Below are 21,313 nucleotides of genomic sequence, written 5' to 3' on the forward strand. Positions count from 1 at the left end.
GCCCGGAGGTGGCGACGGGCCCTGCCCCGTCCTCCAGAACGACCACGTCGGTCTCTTTCTCACCGAGTGTCTGCTGACCGGCCGGTAGAGTGCGAACGAACTGAGATAAACACCGGTCGAGTGAGTGACATACCCTCTCTATCCGGCACATCGTTCGTGTCTGTGCTGAGCGTCTCAACGGAGCCGTGTCTTCCTGATTCGCCGACCTCTCGAACGCGGACTGTCACCCCTCAGCGAACATCTCGACGACCCGGTCCAGGTCGGGCGACAGTTCCTGCATCACGTCTGTCGTCGTGAGAATGCCGACGCTGTTGGCCTGCCCGTCGACCACGAGCCGCTTGATGCTGTGCTCGACCATCGTGTCGATGGCCTCCTCCAGCGGGGCACCGGGGTCGGTGGTCCTTACCGGAGTCGTCATCAGGTCGCCGACCGGTGTCGTGTCCGGGTCGATTCCGTCGCTGAGGCCGTCGATGATGTCTGTTTTCGTGAGTATCCCTCGTCCGTACTCTGTTTCAATGATGACCGAGCCGACCGCCTCCGACGCGAGGAGCTTCGAAACGTCTCGGACGGCAAGCTCCCGGTCGACGGTCTTCACCGGCTTGGTCATCACCTGCTCGACAGGTGTGTCAAGTGAATTCATACCACGAGTTAGGAAACACACATAATAAGTCATTGGACTCCTGCAATCGGTGCCAGGGCCGTCCTACCAGTCGAAGGATTCGTGAATCGCCAGTCCCTCCGCCTGACATATCGGCCCGACGACGTCGGTGACGCCGTCGAGAATCTCGCTGGAGCGGACGGGCTCGTCGTGGCCGCTGAAACCGCCCACCTCGTCGTTGCTGACGCTGTACACCACCCGGCCGAGGCCGGCGTACCGGAGCCCGCCGGCACACATCGGGCACGGCTCGGTGCTCGTGTACATCGCCATCTCCGCGCGCTCGTCCGGGCCGAACTCGCGCATCGCGCGGTAGGCCAGGTGGAGCTCCGGATGGCGGCGCACGTCGGATTCGGTGAGTACGTGGTTCGACGCCTCCATGATTATCTCGTCGTCGCGAACGAGCACGGACCCGAAGGGTCGGTCGCCGCGGTCGACAGCCGTCCGGGCCAACTCGAAGGCGCGTTGCATGTGCGTCTCGTGGTCGAACTCGTCGAAGTCTGGCACAGGCATACCGTCGGTTCGAACTGCAGGCGGAAGTAGGCACGGCGGGCAACGGCCCGGGCTCGCGACGAGGAGTTCGACCGGAGCCTGACAGTAGGGTTACAACTGTGCCGGTCATAGTCTCAGTTATGCGCTGGGACCGCCGCCGCGACCTCGAAGGGGGGAAAGAACTCGGTATCTGGCTCCTCGTCGATGATAGCGGAACCGTCGAACGGGAACTGTACGTAGAATCACACGAGTATCGCGACGACGGATTCGACGTGTACACGGCCACACCATCTGGCGAGTGGACCCATCTCGAAGCGACAGACACTGCCGATGAAGCGTTTGCCCGCGCACTGGAGTACCTCGACGACAGTGGGTACGACCGGACTGACCACTGAACGTGACACGATCGTCTTAGTACGAATCTATCGGCGCGTCTCCTCATTAAAAAGCAACTATGTTACGGACCGCAATACTCGGCCTGGGCGAGGTCGCACAGTGGCACAAAACCGCAATCGAAAGCACCCCCAATGCCGTACTCACCGCTGTTGCTGATATCGATTCACAACAGGTCGAGCGCGCCGTTGCTGCGTGGGACGTGTCGGGATACACCGAGTTACAGCGGCTGCTGGCGTCCGAAGCAGTCGACTGGGTCCACGTCTGTACGCCGCTCCAGACCCACTTCGACCTCGCGATGGCGTGTATCGACGCGTCGGTCCACGTCCTGGTCGAGAAACCGTTCGTCGCTACCCGACAGGAGTTCGAACGCCTCACCGCTGCCGCGGACCGGGCTGGCGTTCGGGCGACGGTCGTCCACAACCAGGTGTATTACCGGCCGCTACAGACCGCGCTCCGACGTGTCGACCGCGGCGACATCGGGCGGCTCCACGGCGTCTCTGTCCACTGGGCGGAGGACATCGACCCGACGGTTCCGGGCCGCGGGGACTGGGTGCTCGACCTCCCCGGCGGCGAGTTCGGTGAGGGGATCGTCCACCCCATCTACGTCGGGTTGCGCGGGGCGGGCTACCCCGCGGACGAGGCTTCGGTCGACATTCGGCAGTGTCACGCGGCGGCTGACGGGGTCGCGTTCGACGGGATCGCCGTCTCGTTCGTGACGGCCGACGAGGTCGCCTGTACAATACAGCACCACTCGAACGTGCCTGACCGTCGGCGCGTCGTCTTTGCCGGGGAGAGCGGTCACCTCACCGTCGACATCGGGACACAGTCGCTCCGGTACCACCGCCACGGTTACGGCCCCAACTCCCCGTACGACCTGCCGATGCTGGCTGGGGCGCTCACCGACCTGCGGAACGCGGCCCGCGCGACCGCCAGTGCAGTCCGTGAGACCGTCACAACGCGGCTCTCGTCGTCGTACTCGACCCACGACACACATACGCCGGTAGTCCGTCGCGAAGCACGGGCAATCCAGCACGGTGGCGACGGCCCGACGCCGCGAGCGGAGGCCGACTGGGCCAACCGGCTGTTCACCTCGGTTGCCGAACTGTGAGACCCGCAATCAGCTACTTCGCCGTCCGAACAACCGGCCGACCGCCGCTCGGCTGTCGATGCACGTAAGTCGCCGACCGGCCTCGACCCTGTATGCGCCAGTTCGTCATCATCGGCCACGACGCCCCGACGACGCCGGAGTTCTCGCTCGACGACCTGGCCGGCGCTGCCGGCCGGCTCGACGTGCTCTGCCGGTGTGTCACCAGCGCGTTCTTCCTGAGCCACGCCATCCGCGAGGACGTGCGGGTCCACCTGGTTCTTGCCGACGAGTACACCGTCACATTCGAGGGGAGCGACCTCCGCCGGCTGAACCCGGACGAGCGGTCCACGGCGGCGCTGATACGGAACTCCCTGGACGAGCGCGAGGAAGCCATCGGGCACGTGCCGGTCGAAACCTCGCCGGGCGTGTCCCTCACGCGACGGGGATTCGAAGGGACGCTCGACGAGGCGGCACGCCGGGGCCCCGTCGTCCAACTGCACGAGGACGGCGACCCCATCGTCGACGTTGCGCCGCCGTCGGACCCGGTGTTCGTCCTCTCGGACCATCACGACTTCCGGGACGAGGAGGCGACGCTGCTGGCCGACCGCGCGGACGAGCGCGTCTCGCTCGGGCCCCGGGCTCTCCACGCTGACCACTCGATCACTGTCGCGCACAACTACCTGGACACGGCAGGGTTCGAGCAGTACTGACGGCGCACTGCGGGGGTTGCCAGAAGGGTTTTCCTCCGTGATTCGTTGAACAGTGTATGGAATTATTGGGCTCGGAGACAGCGCCGGGTTGCGCTGTCCGAGGACGTATCGAAACGACGGGGTATCGATGACCGACCGGGAAGCGGTGTCCCGTCGTGCGGTTCTGCAGACGGTCGCCGGGGCCGGCCTCGCGTCCGTCGCCGGCTGTTCGGCGCTGGAAGGCGAAAGCGACGACGCGGCCTCGACAGTCGAGGGCGAGCGCGCCGACGAACTCGCGCGGCGGTTCGCGCCGACGCTGTACTTCGACCGGGCAGAGCCGTGGTTCCCGACGGACCCGCGGCCGTACACTAGCGAACAGGACGGGGAGACCGTCGTCGATGGGTTCGACGCCTTCGACGGGTATCACGAGCGGATGACCGACGGGGAGCCGCCGGACCCGACGGCGTTCTACCACGTCGTCGAGTACGAGAGCTCGCCGCTTGCCGCCGTCCAGTACTGGTTCTACTCGGCGTTCGACCAGTTCACGACGAACTTCCACTGGCACGACTGGGAGGTCCTGCACGTGTTCGTCGACACGGAGACCGAGGAGCCACAGCTGTATGTCGCCAGCTCCCACTCCCGGAAGGTACCCAACAACGAGTTCCTCGACCCGGACCCGGAGATGGTCCCGCGAATCCTCTCGGAACTGGGCTCACACTCCAGCGCGCTGTCGGTCAACGACGTCCGCGACCGGTTCACCCGGCTGCCGGAAGGTGAGCGGTTCGCGGACATCACGAACAGCGCCATCGAGACGATCGAGGACCTCGCGGAGATCCCCGTCGCCTACGGGCTCCCGCGCGACGAGGGCTCCCGGCTCCCGTACCTCGTGCCGGAGTACGAGGGCGCGCCGCTGTACGAACACGAGCGGCTGCCGTCGGTCAGCCGCGAGGACCTCGTCCCCGAGTCGCTCACTATCCGCTCCTTCGATAGTCTCACCCGACCGCCGACGGACCTGCCGACGCGGGAGACCGGGCTCGTCTTCCAGCACACCGACCGTGGCGAGGCCGACCCGGACATCGAATACGAGCTCGTGTCGAGCAGCGAACTGGAACACATCGCCGATTTCACCGGGCCGCAGTTGAGCTTCGAGTTCGCCGTGCCCGAGTTCGCCGAGGACGCCGTCTCGGGCCACATCACGACGACGGGCGCCCCCTGGGACCAGCCACGGTACGAGAACCCCGCCGCGGACATCTCGGAGCCGAACCACCGGGCGGCGCTGGCCGAGCGCTACGACGCCATCGGCGCACCGGCGGAGATACGGACTGTCGTCGCCAGCATCTCGGAGGCCGTCTCGACCGACGACGCGCCCGAGGGGGAAGGGCTCACGACCGAGGACACCACCGTCGAGTCTGTCGCCCTGCTGGAGAGCGACCCCGAGGCCGTCCCGACCTTTGCGGGTCTGGCCGTCGTACAGGACGTGCCCGCGGGCGAGCACCGGTTCACGGTCAACGGCGCCGGCGTCGCGCCACACAGCGAAACGGTGTCTGTCCCCGACGCGGAGACAGCCGACGGGCCGACCAGAGCCGGCGTCGACGGCGAGCTCCCACTCGTCGCTCGGGAGAACGCGACCCGCCTCGAGGTCGACCCGTCGGGAGCCGACAGCGACCTCACCGACCTCGCCGTCGAAGACGACTTCGCCGGTCGGCTGTACGACGCCCCGCTCTCGGAACCCGACGCCGTGTACATCCACGGCGGCGGCGCGTACACGACCGAGGTCCGGGACACCGACGACGAGGTCGGCGCGTTCCGGGTGAACCCGGACCCCGGAGCCGACACTGCCGCAAAAATCGAACGGCCCCGGACCGGCAAAGCCTCGCTGGCGTCGTTCCTCGCCGACATCGCCGAGGAGACGCGGCAATCGGTCGCCGAACAGATGGACGACAGTGACGGAATCCTCGATGATGGCGGCTCCGTGAGCGCTATCCAGGGCCTCGAACGGGCGCTGGCCGCCGTCGTCGAGGCCGCCGAGCGGGCGACTGAACGCGCCGAGGCCGGCGACCGCGGGAACGCCGACAAGCAACTCCAGGCCGTCTCCGACCGGCTCCAGCGCGTCGCGACCAGAATCGAAGCGGCCAGCGACGAGCTGTCCGACCCGTTGTCGAACGCGGCCCGGAACCGCCTCGAACAGGCCCAGCGACGGGCCGAGCAGGCCCAGGCCGCCGACAAACTGTAGCGTCCCGTCGCGCTCTCAGATCCCGAACCACCGGGCCAGTCCGCCAGCGACGAGTACCAGTCCCCCGGCGATGAACGTTCCGGGGACCGGGAGGACGAACAACACGATACCGAGCAGGAGGACGATATTCGAGAGTTTCATTCCATTTATACGAAGGGCGGGGCGTCCCATCCGTCCGGTGCTTGCATTTGCGTGGACCCGTACCGGTTTTGCCGGTGGGACCCCCACTGTCGGTATGGACGAGGAACTCGCCTGGGAGACGCTCGGTGCGGAAACCGCCTACGCCTGTCCGGGGTTCGACGTCGTCTGTGAGGACGTCCGTTTCCCCGACGGCACAGAGGGGGAGTTCGACTACGTACAGCACGGCGAGAGCGTCATCGTTCTCCCGTTCACCGCCGACGGCGACGTCGTCGTCATCGAGGAGTGGCGACAGCCGGTCCGCCGGGTCAACCGCGGCCTCCCGGCCGGGACGATGGAGGCGGCGGACGACGACCCGCGGGCCGCCGCCGCCCGCGAGCTCCGCGAGGAGACGGGGTACGAGGCCGGGTCGTTCGACCATCTCTACACGGGCGAACCGGCCAACGGCAACACCGACTACGTGTTCCACTACCTCGTCGCGCGGGACTGCGAGGCGACGAGCGACCAGAACCTCGACCACAACGAATCGATTCGGGTCGACACCGCCGACTTCGACTCGCTGGTCACGTCGGTTCGCGATGGCACGCTCCGGGACAGCCGGTCAGCCGTCGGAATCATGTACTACGCCCTGTTCGAACAGCGATCGCCGACAGTTTGAAATCCTGTCAAATGGTACCAATCAACATATGGCCTCGATTCCACTCGACGAACAGACCGAGCGCCGACTGGACAAACTGCGGGCCGCTGTCCGTCGTCGGACCGGCCGCCCGATCTCGCGTGCTGACCTGCTCGAACGGCTCGTCGACGACGCCTACGAGTCCCGCGGCGAGGTGGTCGACCTGTTCCGGGCCTCACAGCCCTACGTCGCCGACGAGGAGTCGGGGACGGTCCACCGACCCGAGCGCAAACTGGTACCCGGCGGAGCGAAACGACCCGACGAGTAACGTCGCGCTGCCGGTCGGGGCGTCTGCCGGCCCGTTGTCGCGGTCTCGACTCGTCTTGTTCTGACTGTTCACAGCAGGTGCTCTTGCCCTACGTGTGCGCTCGTGGGGGAACACAACCCTTAGGCGCGCCGGCCGACGACGACGTGTAATGACGAATTTCGAGGTCCGCCAGTACGACGCAGCGGGCCGGCTGGGCGAGCTAACGGTGCCACGGGCCGGCGTCACCGTCGAGACGCCGACCATCTTGCCGGTGGTCAACCCCCACGTCCAGACGGTCGCGCCGGCGACGCTGGCGTCGGAGTTCGGGGCGGAGATACTCATCACGAACAGCTACATCCTGCACGGCTCCGAGGACCTCCGCGAGCCGGTGCTTGAACAGGGCCTGCACGACCTGCTGGGGTTCGACGGCGCCATCATGACCGACTCCGGGTCCTTCCAGCTCGCCGAGTACGGCGACATCGACGTGACCACCGAGGAGATACTGCAGTTTCAACACGAGATCGGCTCCGACATCGGCACGCCGGTGGACATCCCGACGCCGCCGGACGTGGACCGCGAGCGGGCGACCGAGGAACTGGCCACGACACAGGAGCGGCTCGAAAACGCCATGACCGTCGACACCGGCGAGATGCTCGTCAGCGCGCCGGTCCAGGGGTCGACCTACCCGGACCTCCGGGAGCGCGCCGCCGCGGATGCCGTCACTACCGGACTCGATGTGTTTCCGCTCGGGGCCGTCGTCCCGCTGATGAACGAGTACCGCTACGCCGACCTCGCCGACGTCGTCGCGGCCTGCAAGCGCGGGCTGGGGGAGGTCGGCCCGGTCCACCTGTTCGGCGCCGGCCACCCGATGATGTTCGCGATGGCGGCGGCGCTTGGCTGTGACCTGTTCGATTCGGCGGCGTACGCGCTGTACGCCCGCGACGACCGCTATCTCACGGTCCAGGGGACGGAACTGCTCGCGGAACTGACCTACTTCCCGTGTCACTGTCCCGTCTGCACCGACCACACGCCGGCGGAACTCACCGCCATGGACGCCGACGAGCGCGAGGAACTGCTCGCGCGGCACAACCTCCATGTCACCTACGGCGAAATCCGGACGGTCAAGCAGGCGATCCGCTCGGGCAACCTCATGGAACTGGTGGACAGCCGCGCCCGCGGCCATCCGGCTATGCTCGACGGCTACCGCGCGCTGCTCGACCACGCCGCGCAACTCGAACGGACCGACCCCGTCTCGAAGGACGCCTTCTTCTACACTTCGAACGAGAGCGCCCGCCGGCCCGAGGTCCGACGCCACCAGGACCGACTGGAGCGGCTCCCGGTCGAGGGCGACGACGTGTTGCTGACCGAAGGCAGTTCGAGCACACAGTACGACGAGACCTGGGGCGTCCTGCCCCCGTTTGGCCCGTATCCGCGCGAACTCGCAGACACCTACCCGCTGACTGCGGAGGTCCCGGACCGGACCGACCGGGCGGCCTGCGAGGCCGCGGCCACAGGGGTCCGGCGGCTGGTCGAACTCCATCCCGAGGTGTCGTTCACGCTGGTCCACGACGACTGGCCGGCGACGGCGCTCGACCGCGTACCCGAGGGCGTCCGCCTGCGGGACCTGCACGCGAGAGACTGACGTATCGGCGTCAGACCGTCGGGGCGTCCACGTCCTCGTCGGCCGCCTCGCGCCAGGACCGGGTCGGTTCCCAGCCCAGCAGGTCCGTGGCTTTCGTTGTCGCGTACGCCGCGGCGTCCCCTTCGACCGTGCAGTCGTTCGGAACGCGACCGTAGTGTTCGCGCATGAGTTCGACCAGCGGCCGGCCCAGGGCGTTGTCGGGGCCGACGCAGTTGAACGCCTCGTGGCCCGCGACCTCGCCCGTGAGCGCGGCCTCGACGAGGTCGACCACGTCCCGCACGTCCACGTACGACCAGTAGTTGCCCGCACCGGCCGCGAGGTCGTCGACGTACTCCTCGTCCCGACAGGGGTACTCCCCGGGGGTCTGTATCCACGACGGGCGAATCGACGCCACCGAGACGCCGTCCCGGCGGGCAATCGTCTTCCCGGTCTCCTCGGTGACGACCTTCGAGAGTCCGTAGTCGTCCTCGGGTCTGAGCGCGTGCGCTTCCGTAATCGGGAGTTCGTCCGGCACGGGCGTCTCTTCGGCGAAGAAGAAGCCGTACGCGCCGTCCGAGGAGCCCTGCACCACGTCAGCGCCGACGCGGCCGGCCGCCGAGAGGACGGTGTGTGCCGCCAGCGCGTTGTTCCGGAACAGGTCCACCCCGGGGTGGGTCCCGGCCACCGGAATCGCCGCCCAGTGGACCACCGAGTCGGGGTCGATGGCGGTGAGCGAGTCGAACACGCTCCCGGCGTCTGTCAGGTCGAGCGCCCGGTACTCGACGGCCGGATGGCCCCCGTCGCCGGGGAGGGAGCGGTCGAGTACTGTCACGTCATGCGGTCCCGCGAGCCGGTCGACGATCCAGCGGCCGGAACTGCCCCGGCCGCCGGTCACGACAACGTCCATACCTGTCCTGTGGCCGCTGGCATCCAAAACGTGGTGGTGTGGCTGTCGGTGCCGCCTGATGGCCGCTCTACAGCTCGAGCCGGAACCGCTCGCCGTGCGTGAACGTCGTCCAACCGAGGATGCGCTCGTCCCGGTGGGGCCGGTCGGGGTTGTTGATCGCTTCCTGCTGGAGTGCGGCGTAGGTCGGGACGTTCTTCACCGGCTGACCGCTCTGTGTCAGCGCCTCCAGATACCGGTCTTTCTCGTAGTACGAGTAGGCTACCTCGTACAGCGAGGAGGCGGCCTCCTGCTTTCTGGCGGGGAAGCCGTGTACGTTTTTGAACCGCTCGGGGTCGTCCTCGCCCAGCGCCTCCCAGGATTCCGGGTCGGCCACGTAGGGCGCGTGGGCGTCGAGAATCCGCTCGATGGCCCCCTTGTCACCGTCGAACTTCTGGTGCTCGTACAGCGTGGGTCCGTCGAGTCTGTCGGCGTAGAGCCGGCTGAGTTCCGCACCGGTGACCAGTGCCTTTGCGGCGTACAGCGAGTACGCCAGACTCGTCGCGCGAGTGATTTCGTTTTCCAGCAGCCCGTCCTCTCTGAGCTGGTTGAAGCCGTCTTCGCGGTTGTGCTGGATGGCCTCCCGGAACCGGTCCCAGTCCCGGAGATACACTGCACCGGCGGCGTGGGTCATCTCCTGCCAGTTGAAGATGTTCTGCTGGCCCATCGCAGTCGGAATGTCGTGGCCCACGTCGTCCAGAAAGGTGCGGATCCATTCCTGCAGGCCGGCCTCGGTGCCGACGCTGTCGCCGGTCCACGCCTCGTGACCGCGAACGAGTTCGGCACCCCACCACATCTTCGGGAGCGTGATGTACTGTTCGATGCTGTTTGTCTTCACAGGGGCCATGTAGGTCTCCGAGCTCAGGAACCAGTGATCCAATAGTTCGACGGCTTTCTCGGCGTACCGGTCCGCGCCGGTGTACTGGTAGGCGAGGCCGAGGTCACGGATCCGGTCCCCGGTTCTGATGGCGGCGACGTAGTCCTTGCGTGCCGCGGGGTCGTCGGGGCCCTTCGATTTGAACTCGTGGCCGTCGCCGTTGTCCGTGACGCTCTCCGGAGCGGCCGACATCGCGCTCTCGACATCGCTCATGAAGGCTTCGTGGGCCCCGGTCCACGGGCTGTCACCGCTCTCGACGCGGGACTGTATCGCAGCCAGTGTGTCGAGATGGACGAACATCGCGGGCCTGCTTTCGAAGGTCGCTTCGGATGCCCGGTCCGTCGGTGTTGGTTCCGTCTCCTCCGACGCGGCCCCCGTGTCCGAATCCCCTGACGGGAAGCCGGTCGAACATCCCGCCAACGCCGCGGTTGTCCCCGAAAGGGCGAGCAACACGTCTCGTCGTGTCTGTCGCTGCACGGACAGTCAGTCCGCCTCTGTAGATTTAGTTAGGACCCAGCTAATCAGCGGATAGCAGTCTGTCCGTGACACCCACGCACACATAACTGTGGCCCGGGACGACGTACGGTATCTCCGGTCGCTACCGACGGCGGTGGCACAAAGGCAAGATAGTTGGTTGCGCGTGGCTGACGCCATTGCATGACCGACTACTTCGAGGTCCACGAGCGCGACAGCGCCGCGCGAGTGGGTGAGGTGCGCCTCGCCGACTCCGTGACGACGCCGGCGCTGGTCGACGACGTGGACACAGCGACGCCGGGCGACTGCCGGCACGTCCTCGACGACGCCGGAAGCCGCTGGCCCACCGAGCGGGACGCCCCCGCAGGCGACGACTCGCTGCTCACCGTCCTGCCCCACCGCGGGTTCCCCGCCGGAACGCCGGACGAAGTCGCCGACGCATTCGCGGTCGACTATCCCGACGTCGCGTTCCCGAGCGCGGCCGTCGTTTCGCCGGACACGGCAACCGACCACGGCAGTGACGCCTACGTGCTCGCTGGCGCGCCCGGCTACGTCGGCCACGCGGCGGCGTTCGTCGACGCCGTCACGACCGTCCGTGACGCCATCCCCGCCGACACGGCGCTGTACCTGCCCGGCGTCGCCACGCCGCGTAACGTCGCGACGCTCGTCTACGCCGGCGTCGACCTCGTGGACCCCGACCGCGCCGTCGTCCGCGGGACCGAGGGACGGTATCTCACGACCGACGAGGCGTACTTCCTCGAAGACCTCGACGAACTGCCGTGTGCGTGTCCGGCCTGCCAGCAGCCACGCGAGGCGTTCGACCGCCAGGACTGCGTCGAACACAACGTCAACGCGCTCGCCGCGGAACTCCGGCGCGTCCGCCGCCGCATCCGTGACGGTCGCCTTCGGGACTACGTCGAGGGCCAGGCTCGACAGGACAACTGGCTCACCGCGACCTTCCGACGGCTGGACCAGCAGTACAGCTACCTGGAGGAGCGCACGCCGCTCATCCGGCGGGCCGACCTCTCGGCGGCCAGCGACGACTCGCTGCGTCGCGTCGAGATACAGCGCTTCGCCGAACGCGTCACCGACCGCTACGTGCCGCGTTTCGACGACCGCCCGCTCGTGCTGGTCCCGTGCTCGGCGCGGAAACCCTACAGCGACTCCCAGAGCCACAAGCAGTACCACGACGCGATTACGTGGCGCGCCCACGTCGTCTCGATGACCTCGCCTATCGGTGTCGTCCCACAGGAACTCGAACTCACCTACCCCGCCCAGCACTACGACTCCGTGGTGACGGGGGACTGGACCGCCACCGAGATCGAGTTCGTCAGCCGCGTGCTCGAACGCTATTTAGAAGGCACCGACTACCCGGAGATTATCGCCCACGTACCCGGCGAAGGGTACCGTGACATCTGCGAGCGCGTGGCCGATTCGCTGGGCCGGGCGTTCACCTACACGGTCACCGACCACCCGACAACGGCGGATTCGCTCGGCAACCTCGCCGCCGAACTGGAGGGCTGGGACCGCTACCCGAAGCGGGAACGGGAACACAACACTATCCGCGCCGTCGCCGACTACCAGTTCGGTACCGGTGCAGGCGACGAACTGTTCGAGGACCTCTCGACGCAGGGCCGGTATCCGCAACTGCGCGCCGACGACGCCGACGGGGAGCAACTGGCGGCGCTGGCCCAGCAGTACGGCGTCCTCTCACTGACGACTGCCGGGGCCCGCCGCTGGGTCGAGAGCGACGTGCCGACGAAAACCGTCGAAATCGAACCGTTCGTCCCCCACGGCTCGGTGCTCGCGCCGGGAATCACGGACGCCAGCGACGACATCCGGGTCGGCGACGACGTGGTGATCCGGGGCGATGCGGCCTTCGGCGTCGGCCGCGCCCAGATGAGCGGTCCGGAGATGCGGTCCTCGACGCGGGGTATCGCCGTCCAGATGCGTCACGTCGACGAGCAGTAGACTCCTTGCTTGGCTATCGAGAGCGATGCCATAGGCGTTCCTGTCAGACCGCGCGACTTATCCGCAGAGCGGGGCAACCGGGGGTATGGACTGGTCGGGACGCCGACGGTACCTGCCCGCTGTCGGGTTTTCTCTGTTGTTACTTGCCACCTCGCTTCTCCCGGTTCCCGAAGGGGCGGGCGAGCAGGTCCCCGCGCTCCTCGGTATCACGCTGGATAAGTGGGTTCACGCGGCGAGTTACGGCACACTGGCGGTCCTGCTCGCGTGGGGACGACAGGCCCGTGAGGTGACCGCGGTCGCAGTGCTCGTGACGATTGCTATCTGTTACGGGGCCGGGGTGGAACTCCTGCAGGGCCTCGTTCCGTCGCGTGGGGTGAGCGGCGCTGACCTGGTGGCTAACGCGGTCGGAGCCGTTCTGGCCGGGCTGGCATGGCTCGCGGCCCGACGGCCCGGCTCGCCGCCGGACCGAACGGACCCACCGTCTCGGCGGTAACGAAGCGGCTTTACGCGCTCATCGGCTACCTCGCCCCAATGAGCAAGCCCAGTCCCGAGGTCTACGAGGAGGGCAAGGGCATGGACGCCCACAACTCCGTGATGCGTGACATCCGGTCGCGCAACGATTCGACCTACGACCCTCGCGAGCCGACCCGCGTGTGGCTCGACGAGGACAACACCCCCGACGGCGTCTACCAGAGCCTGACTATCATCCTGAACACCGGCGGGTGCCGGTGGGCGCGTGCCGGCGGCTGTACGATGTGTGGCTACGTCGCCGAGAGCGTCGAGGGCGGCAGCGTCGCCCATGAGGACCTGATGGCCCAGATTCAGCACTGTCTGGACCACGAGGCCGAGAACAGCGACCGGAAGAGCGGCCTCATCAAGATATACACCTCGGGGAGCTTCCTCGACGAGCGCGAGGTCCCGGCGGAGACGCGACGGGCCGTCGCCGAGACGTTCGCGGACCGCGAGCGCATCGTGGTCGAGTCGCTGCCGGACTTCGTCGACGAGGAGACGGTCGGCGACTTCGTCGACGCCGGCCTGGAGACGGACGTGGCGGTGGGCCTAGAGACGGCGACCGACCGTGTCCGACACGACTGTGTGAACAAGTACTTCGACTTCGCCGACTTCGAGGACGCCGCCGAGGCGGCACAGGCGGCCGGTGCCGGCGTCAAGGCCTACCTGCTGATGAAGCCGCCCTTCCTCTCGGAGTCGGAGGCCGTCGAAGATATGAAGCGGTCGGTGCGTCGGTGCGCGGCCGTCGAGGGCTGTCACACCGTCTCGATGAACCCCTGTAACGTCCAGCGGTACACGATGGTCGAGGAACTGTACCACGACGGCGGCTACCGGCCGCCGTGGCTCTGGTCGGTCGCCGAGGTGTTGGAATCCACGGCTGAAGAGGACGTCATCGTCGTCTCGGACCCGGTCGGACACGGCAGCGACCGGGGCCCGCACAACTGCGGCGAGTGTGACGACAGGGTCCAGCGCGCAATCAAGGACTTCGGTCTCCGGCAGGACCCGTCGGTGTTCGAGCAGGTGAGCTGTGCGTGCGAGGCGACGTGGGACGCCGTCGTCGAACGCGAACGCAGTTACTCGCTCCCGCTCGCTCGGTAGCGCCGTCGAACCGACGATCTGTGAGTGACTTTGTGACAGACTGTCGACCAACCCTTATCCGTCTCTCGCGCCTACGCTTGTTCGATAATGACCACGACCGGGCATCCGAACGGAGACCACGACCAGCACGGGTTCAACACCCGTGGCACGGTCATGACGTGCGAGCTGTGTGGCGAGCGTCGCCAGTGCATCGATAACGACGGGATGGTTGCGTGTAGCGCATGCCAGGCCGAGCTGCTACCCTCGAGCTGGGGTTTCTGAGCGGGTCGCCGGTCTCGGTAGTGAAAGGCGGCGTTCTCACGACCCGTCTTCTTCTGACTGCTCGATAGCGGGGAGAACGCCGACGGTCGCGGTCGCCTTGAACGACGCGACCAGTTCCGCGCCAGCGGTGATGTCGAGTTTGTGGAGACTCGTGTCGGTCACAAGCGCAGACAGCGTCGTGTCCGGGCCGACAGCCAGCGCGACCAGCGCGATAGACTCGCCCTCGTCGATACGCTCGACGGTGCCCGCAAACTGGTTTCGCGCGCTCGTCCCCGTCGGTTCCGGGGCCTCGGGCGGCGCGTTCAGCGTCACCGTGTCGGCGCGGATGCCGACCTCCACCGCGTCGCCGGGACTCGCCTCGGTATCGACGATGGCCCGGACCGTCCCCGGCGGCGTCTCGACGGTCGCCAGTTCGCCGTCGCGGTCCACGACAGTCCCTCGGAGGACCGTCTCCTCTGCCGTCGCCACCCCGTCGAACTCGGCCTGCAGCCGCTGAAACCGAGCCAGCAGTTGCTCGGCGGTGTCCGTGAGTTCGCTGCCGCCGCCGCCGCTCCCGCCCCGACTCCTGTCGACCAGCGGGCCGAAGGCGTCTTCGAGTTCGACGATACGGCGCTGGGCGTGGGCGTAGGACCGGCCCAGCGCCTCGGCGGCGCTGTTTAGGGACCCGTGGGCGGCGACCGCCTGCAGGAGCCGCCGGTCGCGGGCCGTCAGCGCCACGTCGCCCTGGCCCAGTTGCACTTCCACGTCCGCAGTCGCGTCCATACGAACGCGAGGTGGAGTGTGGTCAAAGATTTTATGACTATCACGATAGAAGGGGAAGTATCGACTATGACACAACGGTCGAACTCCGACGGGACTTCCAGGCAACGAACGACACGGAGAGCGTTTCTGACTGGCGCAGGTGCCGCGACGCTGACCGCGCTCGCGGGGTGTGGCGGCGGTAGTGACGGCGGCGACGCCGAGTCAGGCGGCTCGACGGATTCGAGCGGCGGTGGAACCAGTACGGCGGACTCGACGACCGAGTCGACGCCGACCGAGTCGTCGATGGCGGATTCGATGACGATATTCCACGCGGGGAGCCTCGCACCGCCGTTCGGCGAGGCCGAACCGTCGTTCGAGGACGAGTACGGCGTCGATGTCAACCGAGAAGCGAAGGGCTCTGTCGCGTCGACACAGAAAATCACCCAGCAGGGGCGGTCGGCCGACGTGCTCGGCGTCTCGGACTTCAGGCTCATCCGGAACCGCATCCTCCCCGACTACGGGGACTGGTACGCCATCTTTACGACCAACTCGATGTCGATTCAGTACCGAGAGGACTCGCCCGGCGCGGGAGACATCTCGAAAGACAACTGGTGGGAGGTGCTGACCCGGGACGACGTCACTATCGGGCACTCCGACCCGGCCGTCGACCCCGGCGGCTACCGCGCGGTCATGACACAGCAACTCGGCAAGGAGGAGTTCAACGGGGAACGGCTCTACGACGAGTCGACCTACCAGGCCCTGCGTGACAACTCAGTGGTGCCGACGGGCACGGAGACGAACCTCGAAGGCCAGTTGGAGTCCGGCGAACTGGACTACGTGATGTACTACCAGTCCATCTCCAGTACGTCCGGCAAGCCATTCATCGACCTCCAGCAGGAGGTGGACCTCTCGCAGGCGACCAGCGAGTACGCGGCACACTACGCGAAAGCGGAGGTCGAGACCGGCAGCGGGACCTTCACCGGCGCGCCAATCGCCTACGGAGTCACGGTTCCGAGCGTCGCCGAAGCACCCGGACGCGGGGCCCAGTGGGTCGAGTACTTCGCGACCGACGCGGGTCGCTCCATCCTGGAGAACCAGGGGCTTGTCCCGGTCGACCCCATCGTCGTCCCGGCCAGCGGGGAAGACGCCGTCCCCGACCGCGTGATGGACGTCGCCAGCGCACAGAGCAACCTCGGCCCGCTGGAGCTGTAAGCGGTCGGACCTCCCCGATGACCCCCAACCACCAGACACTACACGATGGCAACTGAAACCGACACCCGGCTGGTTCGCGAACGTGTCGGCACGCGACCGCTCGTCGTCGCCTTCATCGCCTTACAGGCGGTCGCGTTCGCCGGGGCCTACACCTACGGACGGCCGACCTGGTACGCGTACTTCATGGTCGGCAGCACCGCCGTCACCGCCTACGTCCTTGATGGCTCCTCGTTCACCGTCGCGACGGCGACCGTCGGGAGTATCCTCACGGTCGCGCTCGGGCTCCCGCTGTTTCTCTTCGTCGCCCGGCAGAACCCCTCCCTCGTCGCGGAGAAGGCGACGGACCCGGGCGTCCACCGCGTGCTCTATCTCGGGGTGTACGGGCCGCTGCTCGCGGCCGTTCTCAGCCTCGTTCTCGGTGTGCCACTGGCCCATCTCCTCGCGGAGGGGTTCCCGGGCCAGCCGTTCGTCGAGAGCCTCGTGGACCTCCCGCTGGTCGTCCCGCACTCGGTCGCGGGCATCCTCATCCTGTTCGGGTTCGGACAGGGCGGCGCGTTCCCCCAGTTCTCCGTGCTCGGAACGATGACCGGAATGGTGCTCGCGATGACGTTCGTCTCGGCCCCCTACGCCGTGAACGCGACGCGCGAGTCCTTCGAGGCTATCGACACCAGACTCGAATACGCGTCGCGAATCCACGGCGCGAACAAGTGGGCGACGTTCCGCCGGGTCACCGGCCCCCTGGCTCTCCGGGGGATGGTCACCGGCGGCGTCCTCGCCTGGGCCCGCGCAGTCTCGGAGTTCGGCGCGGTCGCCGTCGTCGCCTACTCGGTGTCGTTTTTCTACCCGCTCGAGGGCGGCGAGGTCACCGCCCAGCACGCGCCGGTGTTCGTCTACAACACCTACCTCCAGGGCGGGCTCGCCGAGAGCGGTGCCGTCGCGTTTCTCCTGCTTGCCGTCTCGGCCGTCATCTTCCTCATCGTCAGGTATCTCACCGACGACAACTCGGCCACAGGGGGGATGCCGTGAACGGACTACACGCCGCTGTCGAATCGACGTTCACGGCCGACGGGGCCGAAGCGTTCACTGTCGACGCCGAAATCGAAGTTCAACCGGGCGAGAGCCTGGTGATTCTGGGGCCGAGCGGGAGCGGCAAGACCCTCCTGCTTGAAACCGTGGCTGGCTTCCACGAACACGACGGGTTCGTCGGGTTCGACGGCCGTCAGCTCACCGACCTGCCGCCCGAACGGCGCGACTTCGGCTTCGTGTTCCAGGACTACGCCCTCTTTCCGCACATGACTGTCACGGAGAACGTGGCGTACGGAACCCAGTATCACGACGAGACGGGCGACCCCGACGCGCTGCTGGCTGAACTGGGTGTGAGTCACCTCTCGGACCGGTACCCGCCCACGCTGTCGGGTGGGGAGAAACAGCGGGTGGCGCTCGCTCGGGCACTCGCTATCCAGCCGGCAGTCATGTTGCTCGATGAACCACTCGCGGCGCTGGACGTCCCGACTCGCCAGGCCCTGCGAGACGACCTGGCAGACGTGCTCGCCGACGTGACATCGGTGTATGTCACACACAACCGGACGACAGCCCGGGCGCTTGCCGACCGTATCGCGGTGATGCGCGATGGCCAAATCGTCCAGACCGGAACGCCCGAGGACGTGTTCGAACGACCCGCGTCGCCGATGGTCGCCGAGTTCACCGGCGCCAACACCGTCGATATCTCGTCGGCCCCGTCTCTGCGGCGGTTGCTGAACGGGAGCGTCTCGGCGGACGGCGACGGCAACGGCCACGCTGCGATACGACCCGAGGCTATCACGATCGGTGACTCCGGCGAGATACAGGCCTCCGTCGAACGGGTCGTCCGCGAAGATGCGACGAACAGAGTAACGCTCTCCTTTGACGGTGTCACGGTCAACGCCTTCGCCGATGACCCGCCGTCGGTGGGTGAGATGGTCGGGCTGACGGTCCCCGAAGACCGGGTCCATCACTGCGGGTCAGCCGGCCCTGATAGCCGCGCTCGTCAACTGTAACTGCAGATTACACTTACACCTCGGTAAGCACGTATTTATACGGCTTGACCACCAAACTCGGTTTAGGGACCGCCGGGCTATGTCACACGCTCCGCTGGTCCCTCCCCTTTGAAACGAACTCGGAGAGCGGCGCGGCTACACTGACGTGTCTCCTGTGAAACTACCGCGGTAACAGCCGAACCTGCCGGCGCTACTCGGCGAAGCCCTCGAGCACGCCTCGGCCGTCGACCCGACCCAGGTCCGAAAGCGTCGCCCGCTCGGGGTGGGGCATCATGACGGCGACGTGCTCGTCCTCGCCGGTGACGCCGGCCACGCTGTGTTTCGAGCCGTTCGGGTTCGCCTCCGGCGTGACCTCGCCGTTCTCGTCGCAGTACTTGAACAGAACCCGGCCCTCGGCTTCGAGTTCGTCCAGACGGTCGTCGGGAATCTCGTAGCGCCCCTCGCCGTGGGCGATCGGGAGTTCGACGACCTCACCGGCCTCGTACTGGCTGGTCCAGGGGGTGTCGGCGTTCTCGACGCGCAGGCGGACGTGTTCACACTGGAACCGGGCGCTCTCGTTTGTCGTGAACGCGCCGGGAGTCAGCGACGACTCGCAGCCGATCTGTGCGCCGTTGCAGATGCCAAGCACCGGCGTGCCCTCGCTTGCGGCCTCCCGGACCTCGGCCATGATGGGCGAGCGGGCGGCCATCGCGCCGGCACGGAGGTAATCGCCGTAGGAGAAGCCGCCGGGGAGGACGACGCCGTCGACGTCCTCGGGGAGGCCGTCCTCGTGCCAGACGAGGTCGGCGTCGAAGCCCAGCGACTCCAGGGCCTGTACGGAGTCGCGGTCGCAGTTCGAGCCGCCGAACTGGATGACGGCGATAGTCACAGTGACCACCCCGTGTGGGAACCGACTATCGCCGTCAGTTTCGAGGCGACGGTCACGCGAGCCACCCCGTGTGGGAACAGCGAATCGCCGTCAGTTTCGAGGCGACGCTCATTCTGCCTCGGTCACCTCGATGTCGTAGTCGTGGATCGTAGGGTTGGCCAGGAGACGCTCGGCCATCTCATCGGCGCGGTCGGCCGCGTCCTCGGCGCTGTCGGCGTCGAGGTCGAGTTCGAACACGTCCGCCGAGCGGAGGTCGTTCAGGTCGAAACCTAGCCGTTCCAGGGAGCGCTGTGTCGTCTCGGCCTCGGGGTCGAGGACGCCCCGCTTGAGCCGGACGGTGACGGTCGCGGTAAAGGCGGTCATTACTGGCAAGCGAGCGGGCAGCGGAGAAAACGCTTGTGTTCTCCCGATAGTTCAGATGCCAGGTTCGACTGGCGTCCAGTTCGTCGGCTGGTCACGCAGGCCGGCCACACGGAGTTCGAGGTCGCCCGCGTCGGCCCGAACGTCGACCCGGCCGTCGAAGAACTGCGCCACGCTCTCGACGACCTGCTCCTCGTGTGCGTCGGGGTCGAGCACGCAGACGCCGAGCCCGTCCGCGGTGCCGATGCGGCCGGTGATAGTGTTGAGAAACCGGTACACCGCCCGGACGTCGTCGCTGTAGACGAGCAGCGGCGTCAGCGTGACGATGCCGGTCCGGACCCGCGTGTGGCCGCTGGCGTACATCGACTCGTAGTGGCCGGAGTACTCGATACCGATGCCGGTCAGGTCAGCCGGCGTGCTGATATCGGACACGCTGTCTTCCGGGAGGGCGCTCCCCTCCTGTGCGCAGTCGATGACGCGGACCCGGCCGCGGTCGAGCACGCCGCCGTGGCGCTCGAAGTCCTCTAGCATCGTCGCGGCGTCGCTGTCCGTCGCGACGAGGACGGTCCCGCCGTCGGCGTCGGGACTACAGAGGAGTCGCAGCCCCAGCTCCCGCGCTCCGCTCAGAACCGGGCCGGTCACGAGCAGGCTCGTCCCCGGTTCGACCGGATTCAGCGGCAGTCCGTCGAACGCGTATCGACCGTCCCGGCGCTGTGACATCAGGGACCCCTCTGGAGCCGTCGCCGCAACAGCAGTTGCTCCTCGACCTCGTCGGCGAACCGCCGGAGGTCGTCAAGCTCGGTCCGCGTGTAGCGCCGTGGCTCCCCGTCGGTACAACAGACCGCACCGATCGCGTTCCCTTCCCCGTCCGTGATCCGGACGCCGGCGTAGGACCTGATGTCGAGCCGTTTCAGCGCGTCGACGCTGGCAAAGCGGGGGTCTTCGTGGGTGTCCTCGACGACCATCGTCTCGTCCGAGAGAATCGTGTGGGTGCAGATGGAGTCCTCGCGGGAGAGGGTCCGCCAGTTGGCCCCCTCACACGCCAGGAACCGCTCCTCGTGTTCGTCCATGAGGCCGACGAAGGCCACGTCGATGTCGAAGTGACTGGTCATAAGCGCCGTCAGCCGGTCGAACGCGTCGATTGCCGCCAACTGGTCGACGTCGTATCGCTGGACAGCGGTTAGCCGCTCCGCCTCGGTCTCCGGAACGGGGTAGGCCGCCTGCGTCACCTCGGCGGCAGCCATGGCAGCGATATCGGCGAGCCGCTCCCGGGACTCCGGCACCGTCTGTGGCACGTATTCGACGACCTGTTCGGGACCGCCGCGAGGGAGGTCCGAGGGCGCGTGTTCCGTATAGAGGATTACCACACAGTCGGGGTTCACATCACGGACCGCATCTACCACGTCGAACCCGTCCCCGTCCTCGAAGTCGAAGGCCGTCACGACGCAGTCGATAGACCGGTCAAGTGCCGCGTCCAGTGCGTCGACGGTCCCCACTTCCTCGACAGCGAGTCCGGCGTCGGCAAGCGCGTCGGCCGTCCGCGCGCGCTCGCCGGCGTCGCGCTGGGCACAGAGGACGGTCGGCGAATCACTCGTCACGGTCGTACATACATGGACCGATACACAAAGCGTTGATGTACGCTGTAGTAACAGTTCTGCCCACAAACCGTATCATTGCAGCCGTCCGGTCGGGCGTGAGGTAATTCTCGACGGCGACCGTAGGCGGAAA

General features: G+C 67.1%; 23 protein-coding genes. 13 read left to right on the plus strand and 10 right to left on the minus strand.

Features of this window, described 5'->3' with window-relative positions:
* Positions 1-223: 223 nt before the first annotated feature.
* Together KZ498_RS05365 and KZ498_RS05370 are read right to left on the minus strand one after the other, a co-directional pair.
* Complete coding sequence (locus KZ498_RS05365) at positions 224-640, minus strand: CBS domain-containing protein (protein ID WP_312617465.1); 417 nt, start codon at positions 638-640, stop codon at positions 224-226.
* 63 nt (positions 641-703) lie between these two features.
* Complete coding sequence (locus KZ498_RS05370; protein ID WP_312617467.1) at positions 704-1,168, minus strand: nucleoside deaminase; 465 nt, start codon at positions 1,166-1,168, stop codon at positions 704-706.
* A gap of 119 nt (positions 1,169-1,287) precedes the next feature.
* Between KZ498_RS05370 and KZ498_RS05375 the strand changes: the two genes are divergently transcribed.
* The 4 genes from KZ498_RS05375 to KZ498_RS05390 all read left to right on the plus strand — a co-directional run bounded on the left by KZ498_RS05375 (position 1,288) and on the right by KZ498_RS05390 (position 5,552).
* A complete protein-coding gene (locus KZ498_RS05375; protein WP_312617468.1) occupies positions 1,288-1,542 on the plus strand; it encodes a hypothetical protein in 255 nt (84 codons plus the stop codon).
* A 59-nt stretch (positions 1,543-1,601) separates the two neighbouring features.
* The gene (locus KZ498_RS05380) at positions 1,602-2,651 is read left to right on the plus strand and encodes a Gfo/Idh/MocA family oxidoreductase (RefSeq protein ID WP_312617469.1); all 1,050 of its coding nucleotides are present in this window, start codon (positions 1,602-1,604) and stop codon (positions 2,649-2,651) included.
* Positions 2,652-2,743: 92 nt separating this feature from the next.
* Complete coding sequence (trmY, locus tag KZ498_RS05385) at positions 2,744-3,340, plus strand: tRNA (pseudouridine(54)-N(1))-methyltransferase TrmY (RefSeq protein WP_312617470.1); 597 nt, start codon at positions 2,744-2,746, stop codon at positions 3,338-3,340.
* A 127-nt stretch (positions 3,341-3,467) separates the two neighbouring features.
* Entirely contained in the window at positions 3,468-5,552 is a 2,085-nt protein-coding gene (locus KZ498_RS05390; RefSeq protein ID WP_312617471.1) for a hypothetical protein, read from the plus strand.
* 15 nt (positions 5,553-5,567) lie between these two features.
* On the opposite strand, the gene KZ498_RS05395 is transcribed toward KZ498_RS05390, so the two are convergent.
* Complete coding sequence (locus KZ498_RS05395) at positions 5,568-5,693, minus strand: hypothetical protein (protein WP_312617473.1); 126 nt, start codon at positions 5,691-5,693, stop codon at positions 5,568-5,570.
* A gap of 94 nt (positions 5,694-5,787) precedes the next feature.
* Between KZ498_RS05395 and KZ498_RS05400 the strand changes: the two genes are divergently transcribed.
* From KZ498_RS05400 to tgtA, 3 genes are all read left to right on the plus strand, one after another.
* Complete coding sequence (locus KZ498_RS05400) at positions 5,788-6,348, plus strand: NUDIX hydrolase (RefSeq protein ID WP_312617474.1); 561 nt, start codon at positions 5,788-5,790, stop codon at positions 6,346-6,348.
* Positions 6,349-6,376: 28 nt separating this feature from the next.
* A complete protein-coding gene (locus KZ498_RS05405) occupies positions 6,377-6,634 on the plus strand; it encodes a hypothetical protein (protein WP_312617476.1) in 258 nt (85 codons plus the stop codon).
* Positions 6,635-6,782: 148 nt separating this feature from the next.
* Entirely contained in the window at positions 6,783-8,255 is a 1,473-nt protein-coding gene (gene tgtA / locus KZ498_RS05410; protein ID WP_312617478.1) for a tRNA guanosine(15) transglycosylase TgtA, read from the plus strand.
* 10 nt (positions 8,256-8,265) lie between these two features.
* Here the strand turns inward: tgtA and KZ498_RS05415 are convergent, their stop codons facing one another.
* Positions 8,266-9,141 carry an NAD(P)-dependent oxidoreductase gene (locus KZ498_RS05415; protein ID WP_312617480.1) on the minus strand — a complete coding sequence of 292 codons (876 nt, stop codon included), beginning with the start codon at positions 9,139-9,141 and terminating at the stop codon, positions 8,266-8,268.
* Positions 9,142-9,208: 67 nt separating this feature from the next.
* A complete protein-coding gene (locus KZ498_RS05420) occupies positions 9,209-10,354 on the minus strand; it encodes an alginate lyase family protein (protein ID WP_312618499.1) in 1,146 nt (381 codons plus the stop codon).
* A 357-nt stretch (positions 10,355-10,711) separates the two neighbouring features.
* Between KZ498_RS05420 and arcS the strand changes: the two genes are divergently transcribed.
* From arcS to KZ498_RS05435, 3 genes are all read left to right on the plus strand, one after another.
* Positions 10,712-12,499: an archaeosine synthase subunit alpha gene (arcS, locus tag KZ498_RS05425; protein WP_312617482.1), complete on the plus strand. Its 1,788-nt coding sequence runs from the start codon at positions 10,712-10,714 to the stop codon at positions 12,497-12,499.
* 85 nt (positions 12,500-12,584) lie between these two features.
* On the plus strand, positions 12,585-12,992 hold the full coding sequence (locus tag KZ498_RS05430) for a VanZ family protein (protein WP_312617484.1): 408 nt from the start codon (positions 12,585-12,587) through the stop codon (positions 12,990-12,992).
* Between the two features lie 38 nt (positions 12,993-13,030).
* Positions 13,031-14,107 carry an archaeosine biosynthesis radical SAM protein RaSEA gene (locus tag KZ498_RS05435; protein ID WP_312617486.1) on the plus strand — a complete coding sequence of 359 codons (1,077 nt, stop codon included), beginning with the start codon at positions 13,031-13,033 and terminating at the stop codon, positions 14,105-14,107.
* 297 nt (positions 14,108-14,404) lie between these two features.
* Here the strand turns inward: KZ498_RS05435 and KZ498_RS05440 are convergent, their stop codons facing one another.
* The gene (locus KZ498_RS05440; RefSeq protein ID WP_312617488.1) at positions 14,405-15,130 is read right to left on the minus strand and encodes a TOBE domain-containing protein; all 726 of its coding nucleotides are present in this window, start codon (positions 15,128-15,130) and stop codon (positions 14,405-14,407) included.
* A gap of 66 nt (positions 15,131-15,196) precedes the next feature.
* Here KZ498_RS05440 and KZ498_RS05445 point away from each other — a divergent pair, with 66 nt between their 5' ends.
* From KZ498_RS05445 to KZ498_RS05455, 3 genes are read left to right on the plus strand one after another with little or no spacing between them, the layout of a single operon-like run.
* Positions 15,197-16,321, plus strand: coding sequence for an extracellular solute-binding protein (locus KZ498_RS05445; protein ID WP_312617490.1), 1,125 nt, complete (start codon positions 15,197-15,199; stop codon positions 16,319-16,321).
* A 45-nt stretch (positions 16,322-16,366) separates the two neighbouring features.
* Positions 16,367-17,347, plus strand: a complete 981-nt coding sequence (locus KZ498_RS05450; RefSeq protein ID WP_312617491.1) for an ABC transporter permease — start codon at positions 16,367-16,369, stop codon at positions 17,345-17,347.
* Positions 17,344-18,357, plus strand: coding sequence for an ABC transporter ATP-binding protein (locus KZ498_RS05455; RefSeq protein WP_312617492.1), 1,014 nt, complete (start codon positions 17,344-17,346; stop codon positions 18,355-18,357). Before KZ498_RS05450 ends, KZ498_RS05455 begins: the two co-directional genes overlap by 4 nt.
* Positions 18,358-18,547: 190 nt before the next feature.
* Here KZ498_RS05455 and purQ read toward each other — a convergent pair whose 3' ends face one another.
* From purQ to KZ498_RS05475, 4 genes are all read right to left on the minus strand, one after another.
* Positions 18,548-19,225: a phosphoribosylformylglycinamidine synthase I gene (gene purQ / locus KZ498_RS05460; protein WP_312617493.1), complete on the minus strand. Its 678-nt coding sequence runs from the start codon at positions 19,223-19,225 to the stop codon at positions 18,548-18,550.
* A gap of 108 nt (positions 19,226-19,333) precedes the next feature.
* Positions 19,334-19,588 carry a phosphoribosylformylglycinamidine synthase subunit PurS gene (gene purS / locus KZ498_RS05465; protein ID WP_312617495.1) on the minus strand — a complete coding sequence of 85 codons (255 nt, stop codon included), beginning with the start codon at positions 19,586-19,588 and terminating at the stop codon, positions 19,334-19,336.
* 51 nt (positions 19,589-19,639) lie between these two features.
* Complete coding sequence (locus KZ498_RS05470; RefSeq protein WP_312617496.1) at positions 19,640-20,305, minus strand: hypothetical protein; 666 nt, start codon at positions 20,303-20,305, stop codon at positions 19,640-19,642.
* The gene (locus KZ498_RS05475) at positions 20,305-21,183 is read right to left on the minus strand and encodes a GAF domain-containing protein (RefSeq protein WP_312617497.1); all 879 of its coding nucleotides are present in this window, start codon (positions 21,181-21,183) and stop codon (positions 20,305-20,307) included. Before KZ498_RS05475 ends, KZ498_RS05470 begins: the two co-directional genes overlap by 1 nt.
* Between the last annotated feature and the right edge of the window lie 130 nt (positions 21,184-21,313).

Origin of the sequence: Haloarcula sp. 1CSR25-25 (assembly GCF_032027985.1) — an archaeon.
In the GTDB taxonomy this organism is placed as follows: domain Archaea; phylum Halobacteriota; class Halobacteria; order Halobacteriales; family Haloarculaceae; genus Haloarcula.

What these genes read in the sequence shown, in the direction of transcription:
- trmY (WP_312617470.1), top strand. Translation starts at nt 2,744, where the DNA reads ATGCGCCAGTTCGTCATCATCGGCCACGACGCCCCGACGACGCCGGAG.
- KZ498_RS05445 (WP_312617490.1), top strand. Translation starts at nt 15,197, where the DNA reads ATGACACAACGGTCGAACTCCGACGGGACTTCCAGGCAACGAACGACA.
- KZ498_RS05435 (WP_312617486.1), top strand. Translation starts at nt 13,031, where the DNA reads ATGAGCAAGCCCAGTCCCGAGGTCTACGAGGAGGGCAAGGGCATGGAC.
- KZ498_RS05440 (WP_312617488.1), bottom strand. Translation starts at nt 15,130, where the DNA reads ATGGACGCGACTGCGGACGTGGAAGTGCAACTGGGCCAGGGCGACGTG.
- KZ498_RS05400 (WP_312617474.1), top strand. Translation starts at nt 5,788, where the DNA reads ATGGACGAGGAACTCGCCTGGGAGACGCTCGGTGCGGAAACCGCCTAC.
- KZ498_RS05415 (WP_312617480.1), bottom strand. Translation starts at nt 9,141, where the DNA reads ATGGACGTTGTCGTGACCGGCGGCCGGGGCAGTTCCGGCCGCTGGATC.
- tgtA (WP_312617478.1), top strand. Translation starts at nt 6,783, where the DNA reads ATGACGAATTTCGAGGTCCGCCAGTACGACGCAGCGGGCCGGCTGGGC.
- KZ498_RS05375 (WP_312617468.1), top strand. Translation starts at nt 1,288, where the DNA reads ATGCGCTGGGACCGCCGCCGCGACCTCGAAGGGGGGAAAGAACTCGGT.
- KZ498_RS05370 (WP_312617467.1), bottom strand. Translation starts at nt 1,168, where the DNA reads ATGCCTGTGCCAGACTTCGACGAGTTCGACCACGAGACGCACATGCAA.
- KZ498_RS05405 (WP_312617476.1), top strand. Translation starts at nt 6,377, where the DNA reads ATGGCCTCGATTCCACTCGACGAACAGACCGAGCGCCGACTGGACAAA.
- KZ498_RS05430 (WP_312617484.1), top strand. Translation starts at nt 12,585, where the DNA reads ATGGACTGGTCGGGACGCCGACGGTACCTGCCCGCTGTCGGGTTTTCT.
- KZ498_RS05380 (WP_312617469.1), top strand. Translation starts at nt 1,602, where the DNA reads ATGTTACGGACCGCAATACTCGGCCTGGGCGAGGTCGCACAGTGGCAC.
- KZ498_RS05450 (WP_312617491.1), top strand. Translation starts at nt 16,367, where the DNA reads ATGGCAACTGAAACCGACACCCGGCTGGTTCGCGAACGTGTCGGCACG.
- KZ498_RS05420 (WP_312618499.1), bottom strand. Translation starts at nt 10,354, where the DNA reads ATGTTCGTCCATCTCGACACACTGGCTGCGATACAGTCCCGCGTCGAG.
- KZ498_RS05395 (WP_312617473.1), bottom strand. Translation starts at nt 5,693, where the DNA reads ATGAAACTCTCGAATATCGTCCTCCTGCTCGGTATCGTGTTGTTCGTC.
- arcS (WP_312617482.1), top strand. Translation starts at nt 10,712, where the DNA reads ATGACCGACTACTTCGAGGTCCACGAGCGCGACAGCGCCGCGCGAGTG.
- KZ498_RS05365 (WP_312617465.1), bottom strand. Translation starts at nt 640, where the DNA reads ATGAATTCACTTGACACACCTGTCGAGCAGGTGATGACCAAGCCGGTG.
- KZ498_RS05470 (WP_312617496.1), bottom strand. Translation starts at nt 20,305, where the DNA reads ATGTCACAGCGCCGGGACGGTCGATACGCGTTCGACGGACTGCCGCTG.
- purS (WP_312617495.1), bottom strand. Translation starts at nt 19,588, where the DNA reads ATGACCGCCTTTACCGCGACCGTCACCGTCCGGCTCAAGCGGGGCGTC.
- KZ498_RS05390 (WP_312617471.1), top strand. Translation starts at nt 3,468, where the DNA reads ATGACCGACCGGGAAGCGGTGTCCCGTCGTGCGGTTCTGCAGACGGTC.